The organism is Barnesiella sp. An55, assembly GCF_002161555.1.
Lineage (GTDB): Bacteria > Bacteroidota > Bacteroidia > Bacteroidales > Barnesiellaceae > Barnesiella > Barnesiella merdipullorum.
This window is the reverse complement of record NZ_NFHZ01000001.1, coordinates 176,920-191,387: the sequence shown is the minus strand read 5'-3', so window position 1 is coordinate 191,387 and position 14,468 is coordinate 176,920. Positions and strand designations below refer to the sequence as shown.

Annotated in this window: 10 protein-coding genes and 1 tRNA gene; 8 read left to right on the top strand and 3 right to left on the bottom strand. The window is 47.8% G+C overall.

Annotation, left to right across the window (positions count from 1 at the left end; all coding sequences use genetic code 11):
* Window positions 1-11 precede the first annotated feature (11 nt).
* The 3 genes from feoB (at window position 12) to B5G10_RS00780 (ending at window position 3,375) form a co-directional block, all read left to right on the top strand.
* On the top strand, window positions 12-2,417 hold the full coding sequence (gene feoB, locus B5G10_RS00790) for a ferrous iron transport protein B (protein WP_087422866.1): 2,406 nt from the start codon (window positions 12-14) through the stop codon (window positions 2,415-2,417).
* An 8-nt stretch (window positions 2,418-2,425) separates the two neighbouring features.
* The gene (locus tag B5G10_RS00785) at window positions 2,426-3,061 is read left to right on the top strand and encodes a DUF3267 domain-containing protein (protein WP_087422865.1); all 636 of its coding nucleotides are present in this window, start codon (window positions 2,426-2,428) and stop codon (window positions 3,059-3,061) included.
* Between the two features lie 243 nt (window positions 3,062-3,304).
* A tRNA-Cys gene (locus B5G10_RS00780) sits at window positions 3,305-3,375 on the top strand.
* A gap of 97 nt (window positions 3,376-3,472) precedes the next feature.
* On the opposite strand, the gene B5G10_RS00775 is transcribed toward B5G10_RS00780, so the two are convergent.
* Window positions 3,473-3,922 (bottom strand): type I restriction enzyme HsdR N-terminal domain-containing protein, encoded by a 450-nt coding sequence (locus B5G10_RS00775; RefSeq protein ID WP_087422864.1) that lies wholly within the window; start codon window positions 3,920-3,922, stop codon window positions 3,473-3,475.
* 63 nt (window positions 3,923-3,985) lie between these two features.
* Between B5G10_RS00775 and B5G10_RS00770 the strand changes: the two genes are divergently transcribed.
* Both B5G10_RS00770 and holA read left to right on the top strand, forming a co-directional pair.
* A complete protein-coding gene (locus B5G10_RS00770; RefSeq protein WP_087422863.1) occupies window positions 3,986-4,765 on the top strand; it encodes an AMP nucleosidase in 780 nt (259 codons plus the stop codon).
* A 5-nt stretch (window positions 4,766-4,770) separates the two neighbouring features.
* On the top strand, window positions 4,771-5,811 hold the full coding sequence (gene holA / locus B5G10_RS00765) for a DNA polymerase III subunit delta (protein WP_087422948.1): 1,041 nt from the start codon (window positions 4,771-4,773) through the stop codon (window positions 5,809-5,811).
* On the opposite strand, the gene B5G10_RS00760 is transcribed toward holA, so the two are convergent.
* Both B5G10_RS00760 and B5G10_RS00755 read right to left on the bottom strand, forming a co-directional pair.
* The gene (locus B5G10_RS00760) at window positions 5,802-6,479 is read right to left on the bottom strand and encodes a porin family protein (protein ID WP_087422862.1); all 678 of its coding nucleotides are present in this window, start codon (window positions 6,477-6,479) and stop codon (window positions 5,802-5,804) included. The genes holA and B5G10_RS00760 overlap by 10 nt on opposite strands.
* Window positions 6,480-6,487: 8 nt before the next feature.
* A complete protein-coding gene (locus B5G10_RS00755) occupies window positions 6,488-8,563 on the bottom strand; it encodes a LysM peptidoglycan-binding domain-containing protein (protein ID WP_087422861.1) in 2,076 nt (691 codons plus the stop codon).
* Window positions 8,564-8,794: 231 nt separating this feature from the next.
* Here B5G10_RS00755 and B5G10_RS00750 point away from each other — a divergent pair, with 231 nt between their 5' ends.
* The 3 genes from B5G10_RS00750 to uvrA are packed head-to-tail and all read left to right on the top strand — an operon-like array spanning window position 8,795 to window position 13,890.
* Window positions 8,795-10,111 carry a gliding motility-associated C-terminal domain-containing protein gene (locus B5G10_RS00750; RefSeq protein WP_143241019.1) on the top strand — a complete coding sequence of 439 codons (1,317 nt, stop codon included), beginning with the start codon at window positions 8,795-8,797 and terminating at the stop codon, window positions 10,109-10,111.
* Window positions 10,112-10,126: 15 nt separating this feature from the next.
* On the top strand, window positions 10,127-11,071 hold the full coding sequence (locus B5G10_RS00745; protein ID WP_087422859.1) for a lytic transglycosylase domain-containing protein: 945 nt from the start codon (window positions 10,127-10,129) through the stop codon (window positions 11,069-11,071).
* On the top strand, window positions 11,068-13,890 hold the full coding sequence (gene uvrA / locus B5G10_RS00740) for an excinuclease ABC subunit UvrA (protein WP_087422858.1): 2,823 nt from the start codon (window positions 11,068-11,070) through the stop codon (window positions 13,888-13,890). The genes B5G10_RS00745 and uvrA overlap by 4 nt, the downstream gene beginning before the upstream one ends.
* Window positions 13,891-14,468: the final 578 nt, after the last annotated feature.

Below are 14,468 nucleotides of genomic sequence, written 5' to 3'. Positions count from 1 at the left end.
AGAGATTGCATATGCGGTTGTCCGATTTGAAAACAGGCGATAAAGCTGTTATTGTTAAAGTGTTAGGCCATGGAGCATTTCGCAAACGGATTATCGAGATGGGGTTTGTCAGGGGACAAACAGTTCTTGTCGAGTTGAATGCTCCGTTGAAAGATCCTATCAAATATAAAATCATGGACTATGAAATCTCGCTGCGTCGTAGCGAGGCTTCACTGGTCGAAGTCATTACCCCCGAGGAGGCCGAGGCTGTCTTTGCCGATGCCCACAAAGTGAGTGGCGAGTCGAAGTTGTCGGCTTCGGAAGAGGACGAGTGCATAAAACGGGCCTTATCGAAAAGTACCAAGACCATTAATATTGCTTTGGTGGGGAATCCCAACTGCGGAAAAACCTCGCTGTTCAATATCGCTTCGGGGGCCCACGAGCATGTGGGCAATTACAGTGGCGTGACGGTCGATGCCAAGAAAGGATTCTTCGACTACAACGGCTATCATTTCAATATCTACGATTTGCCTGGAACCTATTCGCTCTCGGCCTATTCGCCCGAGGAACTGTATGTGCGTCGCTATCTCAAAGACGAGACTCCCGATGTGCTGGTCAATGTAGTGGTAGCTTCGAACTTGGAGCGTAATCTCTACCTCACTACCGAGCTGATTGATATGGACTACCGCATGGTCATTGCCCTGAACATGTTTGACGAACTGGAGCAGAGTGGTGGCAAAATCGACTACAAGCACTTGGGCAACATGATAGGTGTGCCTATTGTACCCACCGTATCGCGGTCGGGCAAGGGGGTAAACCAGTTGTTCGATACCATTATCGATGTATATGAAGGCCGCAACGAATCGGTGCGGCACGTTCATGTCAATTTGGGGAATGTGATTGAGAGTGGCATTACACCCCTGAAAAATCTGTTGAAGCAAGACCCCACCTGCACCCGTGAATTTTCGCCCCGTTACCTGGCAATTAAAACGCTCGAAGGCGATGCCGAGGTGAAAAAGATTCTGGAAGGGGCCGACTCGTATCCCGAGTTGATGAAAATGCGAGACCAGGAGGTTAAAGAGATAGAGGCTACCTTGAATGAAGACATCGAATCGGCTATTGCCAATGAAAAATATGGCTTCATCTCGGGGGCTTTGGCCGAGACCTATACGCCGGGCGACAAAGAGGAGGCTCGCTCGACGCGCATCATCGATTCGTTTGTCACCAACAAACTGTTTGGATTCCCCATTTTCATTGTGCTCATGTGGCTCATGTTCGAGGCAACCTTCTCGTTGGGTGCATATCCCATGGGATGGATCGAAGATCTGGTCGCATGGCTGTCGGGGCTGGTAAACACTTACATGCCGGCCGGTCCGTTGAAGGATCTGCTCATCGACGGCGTGCTCGGTGGAGTGGGGGGTGTTATCGTGTTCTTGCCCAATATCTTGATCCTCTACCTTTTCATCTCGTTTATGGAAGATTCGGGATATATGGCTCGGGCCGCATTTATCATGGATAAGATCATGCACAAAATAGGACTGCATGGGAAATCGTTCATTCCCTTGGTTATGGGCTTTGGTTGTAACGTGCCCGCCATCATGGCAACCCGAACGATCGAGAGCCGCAGCAGCCGGTTGATAACCATTCTCATCGATCCCTTTATTTCGTGCAGTGCACGTATTCCCATCTATGTCCTGCTGGTGGGGACCTTCTTTCCCCAGCATGCCAGTCTGGTGCTGGTGAGTCTCTACTTGTTGGGTATCGTTGTAGCTGTGATTACAGCCAAACTGATGCGCCGTTTCCTCTTCAAGGTCGATGAGACCCCCTTTGTCATGGAGTTGCCTCCCTATCGAATACCTACGGCAAAAGCGACCATGCGTCACATGTGGAGCAAGGCCGAACAGTATCTGCGCAAGATGGGCGGTATCATCCTGGTAGCTTCGGTTATCATTTGGGCCTTGAGCTATTTCCCCCGGCCCAAAGACTCTTATGAGCGGGAACTCACACCACACGAGCAGATGGAACAGCAGAGTAACTCCTATCTGGGTAAGATAGGACAGGCTGTGACACCGGTAGTCGAGCCGCTGGGTTTTAACTGGAAAGTGACTACCTCGCTGCTTTCGGGAACGGCCGCCAAAGAGTTGGTCGTAAGTACCCTCGGGGTACTCTATTCCGAAAATGATTCGGATGAAGCACTCTCTTTGTCGCAACGTATCACGCAGCCCAATCCCGAGACCGGGAAACCCGACTTCACACCGCTCATAGCCCTTTCGTTTATGGTGTTTGTGTTGCTCTATTTCCCCTGTGTTGCCTCGGTAACCGCAGTGATTAAGGAGTCGGGCAGTTGGAAGTGGGGCGTATTTACCATCGTTTACAACACGTGTGTAGCGTGGCTGGTTGCCTTTATCGTCTATCAAGTAGGATCACTGTTTATATAGCAAGAGTTATGGATAAAGAGACCTTTTTGGCCTTTTACGAAAAGGCTGGTTACCGAGTAATCGACTCGTTTGCCTATAGCGATATCAAACGATTCTTGGCCCGCAACCGACCTTCGTCCCGATTCAGGATAACCTATTATGTCGTGTTGCTGTTGGTCCTTTTTGCCATCGGGTTCATGATTGGGATCTTGTGGAACGAAACCCGGTCGGTGGGGCCGTTCCTCCTCGAGATAGGCAAAAGCATTGCATTGGCACTGGTGGGGTGTGCCATTCTCATACCCCTGCACGAGTTTATACACTGGCTTGTTTATAGGTCTGAAGGGGCCGCCGATGTACGCTTTGGAGCCGTGTGGCGCTCCTTTACCTTTTATGCGGCAGCCCATAACTTCATGGCCGACTACATCACCTTCAGTCGAGTAGCTCTTGCGCCGCTTCGTATCCTGTCGGGGTTGCTCATTGTCTTGTTACTCTTTCCCATGCCATGGTGTGGTAGAATAGCCGTGGGAGCACTGTTGTTGTTTCATCTGCTCTCCTGTTCGGGTGATCTGATGATGTACTCCTACATGAACCAATATCGGCATCGCCCTGTTTTTACAGTAGATGATATTGATAATCGTTACACCTATTTCTTAGAAAAAGAGTGATGAATGCAACTGTTCAATTTTGGATTGTGATAGCTTGCGTGGCTATTGCATTTGGCTATGCTATTTACAAGGCAGTCAATATGGTGCGCAAGCGTAATGAGGTGTCTTCGCCTTGTTGCAGTTGCGATATCCCTTGTAAGGCTCGAGAATTAAAAGGACAAAAGAGAAAAAAATAGAGCGTGAGAGTTGCATAATTGAAAAATGTAATCTATCTTTGCACTCGCAATCGCTCGAAAGCACAATGGTTCCTTGGCCGAGTGGTTAGGCGCCGGTCTGCAAAACCGTTTACAGCAGTTCGATTCTGCTAGGAACCTCTCGAAAAAGGCTCGCTCACAAAGCGAGTCTTTTTCGTTTTTATCCTTTCGTTTCACTTCTTATTCAATGGCTTCGTCGCAAGGAGACGACGCGAGTTTATAAATCGGTATATGCGGGGATATCGGGCAAGAAAGTATAGTTGCCGGTTGTGTAGTCGATGTGGCAACAGTAGTGCGTGAGCCCGTTGGAGACAAACAGGTAGCTCACTTGCAGCACCCGGTTGTACCGGACAATCTGGTCGAATGTCTTTTGGGTAATCTCGATATGTGGAGCTTTGTACTCGGCAATACACAGTGCATTGCCGTTGCGGTCATATACCACGGTGTCGCACCGGCGGTTACACTTGTTGAGGGTGAGAGATATCTCGTTGCCCATCAGTCCACGAGGAAATCCTTTCTGGTTCACCAGGTAGGCCACGAAGTGCTGCCGTACCCACTCTTCGGGGGTGAGAACCACATATCTCCGACGCAAGTCGTCGAAGATAAGGATTTTATCCTTCTCCTGTTTCAATTTGTAAGGATATGCAGGCAGATTCAGTTCAATCATCTCGTAGCCGAAAATTTGTGCTTTCTAATTATTTCTGTAAATTTACTCCAAAATTACGTATTTATGAAAACAAAGCAAGAGATTGTAGAAAATTGGTTGCCTCGATACACACAACGACCGGTCGAGGAGTTTACGAAGCACATCCTGCTCACCAATTTTTCGAAATACGTCGAGATATTTGCCTCTCATTTCAATGTCCCCATCTTGGGTGAGGACAGTAACATGCCCAGCGCTTCGGCCGAAGGGATAACGATTATTAACTTCGGTATGGGCAGTGCCAATGCTGCTACCATCATGGACCTGCTCAGTGCGGTGGCTCCCGAGGCGGTATTGTTCCTGGGGAAATGTGGAGGTATCAAGAAGGTAAACAAGCTGGGCGACTATATCTTGCCCATAGCCGCTATACGTGGCGAAGGTACGTCGAACGACTATTTTCCACCCGAGGTTCCCGCACTACCGGCCTTTATGCTTCAGCGGGCTGTCTCTACGGCTGTGCGCAACCATCACCGCGATTACTGGACGGGGACTGTCTATACGACCAACCGTCGGGTGTGGGAGTTTGACGACCAGTTCAAAGAGTATCTGCGTCGTATTCGCTGCATGGCTGTCGATATGGAGACCGCTACACTCTTTTCGGTTGGTTTTGCCAATCAGATTCCCGTGGGTGCTCTGCTCTTGATTTCAGATCAGCCCATGATTTCGAGCGGTGTCAAGACTGCCGAGAGTGACAAGAAAATCACCCGCGATTTTGTCGAGGAGCATGTATTGATAGGGGTCGAGGCTCTGAAGTTGATTATCGACAAACGGACTACGGTGAAACATCTGCGGTTTGACGAAGATTGAAGATTATGGCCAAGAAAGAATCCAACCAGCATATTGCCCTCTTGCAGGATATCCGCAACAAGGTATTCAAACCCATCTATCTTCTTATGGGTGACGAGTCGTATTATATCGATATGATATGCGATGCAATTATCGAGAATGCCTTGAAAGAGGAGGAACGGGACTTCAATCAAACGATTCTGTATGGGGCCGATATCGACGACTTTGCCGTGGTGGTCAATGCCGCCAAGCGGTTCCCCATGATGGCCGATCACCAATTGATTGTGGTCAAGGAGGCTCAGAACATTCGGGGAATAGATAACCTGTCGTATTATCTGCAAAAGCCTCAGATGCGCACGATACTGGTCATTTGTTACAAAAACGGATCGCTCAAGAATAAAAAGATCGTAGCCGGTATCGAGAAGATAGGGGTAGTGTATGAGTCGAAAAAACTGTACGACAGCCAATTGCCTGCATTTATCAATACCTATGTGGTGGCCAAAAAACTATCGATAGACCCTAAGGCGGTGTCGATGATGGCCGATTTTGTGGGGAACGACTTGAGTCGATTGAGTGGAGAACTCGATAAACTTACCCTCTCGCTTCCCGAGGGGAGTATGCGCATCACGCCCGAATTGGTCGAGCGCAACGTAGGTATCAGCAAGGACTATAACAATTACGAACTGCTCAATGCTATCGTCACAAGAAATGTGTCGAAGGCGGCTCGCATTGTGCAATATTTCGAACAGAATCCCAAGAACAATCCGTTGGTGGTGACCATAGGCGTGTTGTTCAATTTCTTTGCCAACCTGATGATTTGTTATTTTGCAGCCGACCGGTCGGAGGGGGGAATTGCCAAGGAACTCAATCTGCGGTCGGTCTATCAATCGCGCGATTACCTCACGGCCATGCGCAACTACAATGCCTTCAAGTGTATCGATATCATTGCACTCATTCGTCAATACGATGCCCGGTCGAAAGGTATAGGGTCGGGGGCATCGAGCAACGATGGCGACCTGTTGAAGGAGTTGGTTTTCAAAATTATCTACACGCCTTATCAGAAGTGATACAGATAACCCAGCGAAATCGTGATGATTTGGTTGTGTGATGCCGAGAATACGTCTTTCTTGCGGTTCTTGAAGATATCGCCCAATCCATAGTAATAACGTCCCTCCAGCACAAGACCGTGCGACTTGGCTATGCGGAATTCGATACCGGCACCGGCCATGATTCCATAGTCGATTTTATGGGCAATATCCATGGTATAGATCTCTTTCACTTTACTCTTTTGACTGAATTCGGGCAGATTGTTTATATCGAAACTGCTCTTGTAGCTGTCGCCCATGAAAAAGCCTATTTGCGGACCGGCATTGATAAATCCCCGCACCACCTTATTGCCAAAGAAAAAATGGGTGAGGAAAGGGACCGTTATATAATTGAGGGTATGCGAATAGGTGTAGGGATCGGTATCGAATGTCTCGTTCCAGCCACATTGGGTATAGTTAACCTCGGCAATGAGTCCGAAAAACTTCTCCTCGATGTAACGTACCGAGACTCCTCCGGTATAGCCCAACAACAGCGACTGGGTAACGGTGGGAGTAAACGATACTCTCGATAGAGTTGTCCCCCCCTTGATACCCACGGTAAACTCGGGTTCGTAGTCACTGCGTTGAGCCCAACCGGTTTGAACGGTTACGATAGCGGCAAGCAGCAGGATATATCGCAATAATCTCATGTTGTAAATTACTCTCTAATTTTCTTGATGGTATAATCGGGAGCCAGGTTGATGAAATAGAACGATTTGTTGATAAATCCGCTCCAGTTATTGATGCGTTGGAAATCGAAATCGGTTTGAATACGATCGTTCGATTTCGTTAATTTCTGGTTTGCAAAGTTCTTTCCATAGGCTCGAATAGAGGTGAGGAAATAGATGCCGGTATCGAAGCCGAGGAAAGCATATTGCGGACTGGCATTTATCAAATCTTTGTTGTACCAGTAGAGAAAACGCTTGTGAAACGACTTGGTGTCTTCGTCAAACGGATTGGCATAGAACCGGGAATAGAGATAGGTATTCAGCTTATAGAATTCGTTCAGATACTCGGGTACCTGGGTGAGCCACTCGGGATAACCAAACAGGGCAATATCCAAATCTTCCCGTCTCTCTTTCAATGTTTCGATGGGGTTAATGATGAGCGAAAGCATTTTTTTCTTGGCCGATGTAGGCACGAATACAATGCCACTCTGTCCGTTCAGGATAGAATCCTGGTTCAGCAGGTTCAAATCGTTGTCAAATTGTATTTCACTATATGGAATACGGGCTCTTGAGAGCTCCTCCTTCAGACTGGTGATAAAATCTTTTTTGTCGTTTACCTCGGTCGAATAGGAGAGGAATACCACCTTGCGGTTGCCCAAGTAGCGAATGAACCTATCGATAGCTTCGGCATAGAGGTAGGAGTGGGGTATGTTGGTTTGAAATACTTTGGCATTGTGAGTCACTTCTTCGTTTTTGAGCGAGAAGGTATTGACCACATTGATATCGTTGATAAGCCCAAAATCGGCAATCATCTTGATGTGGTTGTCGTTGTCGGGCGCAATAATCAGGTCCATCTCTTTCATTTGAGGTTCGGCCAGGATATGCTGTACCGTAGCATCCGACTCCTCTGAGTCATAGGCATACACATTGATCGAGGCCCCTTGTCGTTTAAGACTGTCCACTGCCATGAGAAATCCCTGGTAATACTCGGTATATAGACTCGCCTTCATGTCGGGACGCTCCTGACTCAACATGAACGGGAGAATTACGGCTACGTTGATAACCCCTTTCTTGTCGCTCTTGTATAACTTGTTGTATATGTTGTTGATTTCGGCGCTGGTTATGGGATTTTCGGCCGTCATGGTATTATATTCTATCCCGGCAGGGATATAGATGATATCGCCTTGTTTTATCTTTTTGATATTGGGATTACAGTTTTTAATCTCTTCAACGGTAGTCCCGAATTTTTTGGAGATGCTGTACAACGTCTCTTTTTTACGCACCTTGTATTCGGTGTAGAGTTGTGTGGGTTGTATGGTTACGTTCATCTCCTTGGTGTTGGGAGTTAACCGAATAACCGATCCTTTTCTCAAATGGTTGGGCGAAATGCCTGGATTGAGCTTGAGAATCGTCTCGATATCGATTTCGTATTTCTTGGAGATGGAGAATAACGTTTCGCCCTCACCAATTGTGTGGAAAACATATTCGCTACCACTATCGTCGGCGGCTACAGCAGGTTGGTTATCCGTGACCGGTTGAGTACTCTTTTGTGCAGTTGTCGCTTGTGGCGATTGGGTCGGGGTGGTTTTGCTTGTTTTGGGCTTCTCTTTCGATGCAGTTTTTTTGTATCGCTGTGGGATCTTCAACGTGGCACCTGCCTTGATGCCCCGTTCAGAGCCTGGATTGAGATCGATAATGCTCTGAATGGTAACTTTGTACATTTTGGAGATGGAGTATAACGATTCGCCTCGCACAATGGTATGTTCAAAGGTGCTTTCGATTCCCGATCCGGCCTTTTGTCCGGCAATGGTTTTATTGGTAGGGATCATGAGCAATTGGCCTCGCTTCAATCCGCTTTTGGCTGCCGGATTGTAACGGATGATCTCTTCTTGTGAGATGCCGAATTTCTTGCTCAGGACGTAGAACCCCTCCGAGGGTTTTACTTTGTATATATAAAATTCTTTGCCATCTATGACTTTGGTTTGCAAATTTTCGGCTTGAGCCGAAATCATGAACATTGCGGTGAAACAGAATAGCAGGACTATTGTTATTCGTGTATATCTCATATTCTTAAGGGTTTGCGTTTTGTGCTTGATGGTAATATACCAAGAAACAAAAGTATATAAAAATATTATCAGTTGCAAGTCAAATATTGATTATAGTAACAGGAGTGGGCTATCGTCATTAATTATTCTTACAGAAACGAGTTTATTGGGATTTTTTAAATTGCAGATAGAAATGCGATTGCTCGAAAAATTGTAACTTTGTCCATTCCATTAATTATTATTCAAATCGATATGTACCGATACCTCTTACTTTTGGCAACTCTCTTTACGACAGGTAGTTTGTGTGCCCAGCAGATAACCGTGTCGGGCGGGGGCAAACCGGCGTACAGCTATACTCCCGAGGCCAGTACCGGATTGAATGGCGGCGTGTTTGTGGTATATTCGCTCGACCAGGCTACGATTGAGTTCTCGGGGACGGACGATTCGCCCGTTTCGTGGAGCAAGTTCGGGCCTTCGGGGGCTGCATCACCTTCGCCGGTAACGGGTGTGGTACAGAATGGATATCTTTCGACTCTTTCCCTTACCGAGGCCGACTGTGGCTATATAGCCGAGCAGAATGGACGTAGCTATTACATGTGGGTTATCGATTACTCGCAGGCTCCTCTCGTGTTGAATGGAGCGTCGGTCTCGAACGATGCGGGACAGTGCGAGCTCACCACGCTGATGCTCGACGGAAGCGGTTCGCGGCTTAACTATTACTCGATAAACGGGGCCCCCAAGGTGTTGAATCGGGAGCTCACTATCAGTTACATGACTCTGGTGTGGAACGAGGAGGCACAAACCTATGTACAGACGGCTCAGTCGGAGACAATCGACAATTTCTCTTCGACCGTTCAGGTGACGTCGCCGCTTTGTAATACCGATTTTACCATATCGGGCGACCAGTTGCTCAACTATTGGGGGATGGGGCAGACCATATCGACCGACGAATACATAACGACGGCAATAGGTGTGGAGGCCATTGCCATACAAACCTACCGGGAAGATGCGCTCAACGAAGACGACCGTCATCCTACCGACTATTTGGGAGGATCGGCTCCGGCCGAGATCGAGTTCCAGGCCTATACGACCGATGCGGTGACCCATATCGAATGGGAGTTCTCGAATAAGGAAGATTTCTCGACGACTCTCGCCCGTTACAACGACCAGACTCTGCGATACACCTTCAGGGACGAGGGGACTACCTATGTGCGTCTCGTGGGCAGTAACAGTACAGCCGAGTGTCAGGCATACAGCGAAACATTTACCGTCACCATCGGTACCCCTCGGCTCGAGGCTCCCAACGCTTTTTCGCCGGGTACAAGTCCCGGAGTAAATGATGAGTGGAAGGTGGCCTACAAATCGATTGTAAGTTTCAAATGCTGGATATTCAACAAGTGGGGCGTGCAGATGTGCTATCTCGATAGTCCCGACAAAGGCTGGGATGGCAAGTATCGAGGCAAGTATGTCGATCCCGGGGTCTATTATTATGTCATAGAGGCTAAGGGTGCCAATAATCAAAAACTAAAATTAAAGGGGCACATCAATATCATGCGCACCAAAGACTAAACATAGTGAATGATAATGAGATTGAATAAATATTTTATTGTTTTGCTGTTGCTCTTTTCGCCGCTGCTTGTCTGGGGCGAGTCGATGGAGCAGAAAGAGTTTTCAGATGTAGTCATTCCCGAATTTCCGTTAAAGGTAACGTTTGCCGACGAGGTAGTCGATCTCGATCGTCTCGATATGTACGAACGATTCGACCGTGAGTTGACCACGTTATGCTATATGCATTCATCGACCTCTTTGGCCATCAAACGGGCCAACCGCTATTTCCCCATCATGGCACCCATTCTCGAGGAGGAGGGAATACCGAGCGATTTCCTCTATCTGGCCGTGATCGAAAGCACACTCAATCCGCGGGCTGTCTCTCCGGCCAAGGCAATGGGTATTTGGCAAATTATGCCTCGCACAGGGCGGGAGTTGGGTCTGGAAGTAAACGACGATATCGACGAGCGTTGTCATGTGGAGAAATCGACCCGCGCCGCTTGTCGATATCTGAAGGAGGCTTATGACCGATATGGAAGCTGGACTATGGTAGCCGCTTCGTACAATGCCGGGATGGGGCGCATCTCGTCGGAGCTTGAGAAACAGTTTGCCGACCATTCGTTCGACTTGTGGCTCAACGAAGAGACTTCGCGTTATGTATTTCGCATCTTGGCTATGAAAGAGATTTTTTCCTCACCGGCCAAGTATGGTTATAAGTTGAAGACCCGTCAGTTGTATCAACCTATTCGTTATACCGAGGTGAGAGTCGATACGACAATCGAAAATCTGGCTCTCTTTGCTCAGTCGCAGGGTATCTCCTACGCTCAGCTCAAAGAGGCGAATCCTTGGTTGCGGGCCCGTACGATGCCCGATAAATCGCGAAAAGTTTATTACATAAAGATACCACATAAAGACGACCTGTTTTATACGAAACGTAAGTTTACGGCTTACCGAAAAGAGTGGGTAATCGATAAAAAATGAAAAAAGCAGAAGACCAAATCGAGGTTTATGGTGCACGCGTGCATAACCTCAAAAATATAGATGTAAAAATCCCGCGAAACAGTCTGACGGTTATTACCGGATTGAGTGGTAGTGGCAAATCGTCGCTGGCATTCGATACGATATTTGCCGAAGGGCAGCGTCGCTATATCGAGACTTTTACAGCCTATGCCCGCAACATGCTCGGTGGGATGGAGCGCCCCGATGTGGACAAGATTACCGGTTTGAGTCCGGTCATCTCGATCGAACAGAAGACTACCAACAAGAATCCTCGTTCGACGGTGGGAACGACAACCGAGATTTTCGACTTCCTCCGATTGCTGTTTGCTCGGGCCGGCGAGGCCTACTCCTATCTGTCGGGCGAAAAGATGGTGCGTTATACCGAGGAGAAGATAATCTCCCTGATCCTGGAGAAATACCAGGGTCGTCGCACCTATATTCTTGCCCCGCTGGTGCGCAACCGTAAGGGGCACTACAAGGAGTTGTTTGAGCAGGTGCGGCGCAAGGGATACTTGACCATCCGTATCGATGGCGAGCTGCGTGAGATAACACATGGCATGAAACTCGACCGCTACAAAAATCACAGCATCGAGCTGGTGGTCGATAAGCTGGTGGTCGATAAAGACGACGAACGCCGGTTGCAGGAAAGCGTGAAAACGGCCATGAAGCAGGGCGACGGACAGTTGATGATTCTCGATGCCGACTCTCAGGAACTGCGCCATTACAGCCGCACGCTGATGGATCCCAAAACGGGCCTTTCCTACAGCGAACCGGCTCCGCACAACTTCTCGTTCAACTCGCCTCAAGGGGCTTGCCCCAAATGCAAGGGGTTGGGTTATGTCAATATCATCGATCGCGAGAAGATTATCCCCAACGACGAAAAGTCGATCTACGAAGGGGGTATCGTGCCGTTGGGTAAATACAAGAATTCGTTGATATTTTGGCAGATTGCCGCCATCTGCGAGAAGTATGGCGATACACTGAAGACGCCAATCAAGGATCTCTCGGAAGAGGCACTCGACAATATTCTCAACGGAACAGACGAGCGGTTGCAAATCAAGAACGAGTCGTTGGGTACCTCCAACTACTTCCTTTCGTTCGATGGCCTGATCAAGTATATCGAGGTGCAACAACAGAGCGACGCTTCGTCACAGGCTCAAAAGTGGGCAGGGCAGTTTGTTACGACAACGGTGTGTCCCAGTTGCGAAGGTCATCGTCTGAATCGTGAGGCTCTGCATTACCGCATTGCCGGGAAGAATATCGCCGAACTGGCCGATATGGATATCTCGGAACTCTATGAGTGGGTGAATCATGTCGAGTATGATCTCTCGCCGCAACAACGTCAAATTGCCGTCGAAATCTTGAAAGAGATACGCAATCGACTCCATTTTCTGGTCGATGTCGGTCTCGATTACCTGTGTCTCAACCGGGCTTCGGCAACCTTGTCGGGCGGGGAGAGCCAGCGCATACGCTTGGCAACCCAGATAGGGTCTCAACTGGTCAATGTGCTTTATATTCTCGATGAACCCAGTATCGGGTTGCATCAGCGTGATAACACCCGACTCATTCACTCACTGAAGGAGCTGCGCGATATGGGCAACTCGGTTATTGTAGTAGAGCACGACAAGGAGATGATGCTGGCCGCCGATTACATTGTCGATTTGGGTCCGCGAGCCGGTCGCCTGGGCGGAAACATTGTCTTTGCCGGGACTCCGGCCGAGATGCTCAAGACCAATACCCTCACGGCCCAATATCTGAATGGAGAGAAGAAAATCGAGTATTCATCCCAGCGTCGTGCCGGTAACGGTAAAAAAATCGTCTTGTCGGGAGCGACGGGGAATAACCTGAAAAATGTAACGGTCGAATTCCCCCTGGGCAAATTCATTTGTGTGACAGGTGTCTCGGGTAGTGGTAAATCGAGTTTGATTAACGGGACCTTGCAGCCTATTCTCAGTCAGAAGTTTTACCGCTCGTTGCAATCGCCATTGCCTTATGCCCAAATCGAGGGATTGGAGAATATCGACAAGGTGGTAACTGTCGATCAGTCGCCGCTGGGACGCACCCCACGCTCCAATCCGGCCACCTATACCGGGGTCTTTGCCGACATCCGTAACGTGTTTGTCGAGTTGCCCGAGGCCAAGATTCGTGGATACAAACCTGGACGCTTCTCGTTCAACATTGCCGGGGGTCGTTGCGAGGTGTGTGGCGGTAACGGGTACAAAACTATCGAGATGAATTTTTTACCCGATGTGCTTGTGCCCTGTGAAGCTTGCCACGGCAAACGCTACAACCGGGAGACTCTCGAGGTGCGATTCAAGGGAAAATCAATAGCCGATGTGCTGGATATGACCATCAATCAGGCCGTCGAGTTTTTCGAGAATATCCCGTCCATTATTTCCAAAATAAAAGTCTTGCAGGAGGTAGGGCTTGGCTATATAAAATTGGGACAGCCCTCCACGACCTTGTCGGGCGGCGAGAGTCAGCGTGTAAAGTTGGCTGCTGAACTTTCCAAACGTGACACAGGTAAGACTCTCTACATTCTCGACGAACCCACCACGGGGTTGCATTTCGAAGACATAAGGGTGTTACTGTCGGTATTGAACCGACTGGTCGATAAAGGGAATACGGTAATTGTTATCGAGCACAACCTCGATATTATCAAATGTGCCGACCACATCATCGACATGGGGCCCGAGGGGGGACGAAACGGTGGCTATGTGTTGGCTACCGGAACTCCCGAGGAGATCTGCAAACAAGATACTTTTACGGCTCGTTATCTGAGGGAAGAACTGAAAGGATGAAATTCCCGGCGAAGATAACCAACAGCATCGAAGAGACTCAATTTCCCAGGATTGAGTCTCTTTTTTTCTATTTTGTTTCGTAGTTGGATATGATTCAAAATTGTATAACATGCTGTATATAAAAACAGTGTATCCAATAAACAGGGATTTTAAGTCAAAATCTCTGGCATATTTCAAAACTTGTTTACATCGGTACATAAAAAATGGATTGTGGGCAGTCTTAGTCAAAATAGAACCGCCAAATTTGCATCTGTAATATAAGGTGGTATTAATATTTGCAAATTTACAATTGCAGCAACAAACTTATTTATCGCTTGTTTTTGCATTTGTAAATAGAGTAGGGGGGCAATTCACGAGAGTAACGCAGGTCGAATTTAATCTTATAACCTGTCGTTATTCTAGCGTAATTAGATTATTAATTATTGATTATCAGTTTATTATCACTGTATTTATATAGCTATTATTTAACTATATCCCTATTGGATGACCCAATTCGCTTATTCTACTAACTAATTTATTATCTATATAATTACTAATCAATATATTAAACTGTAAATATTCAATTATTAGTTTATTTG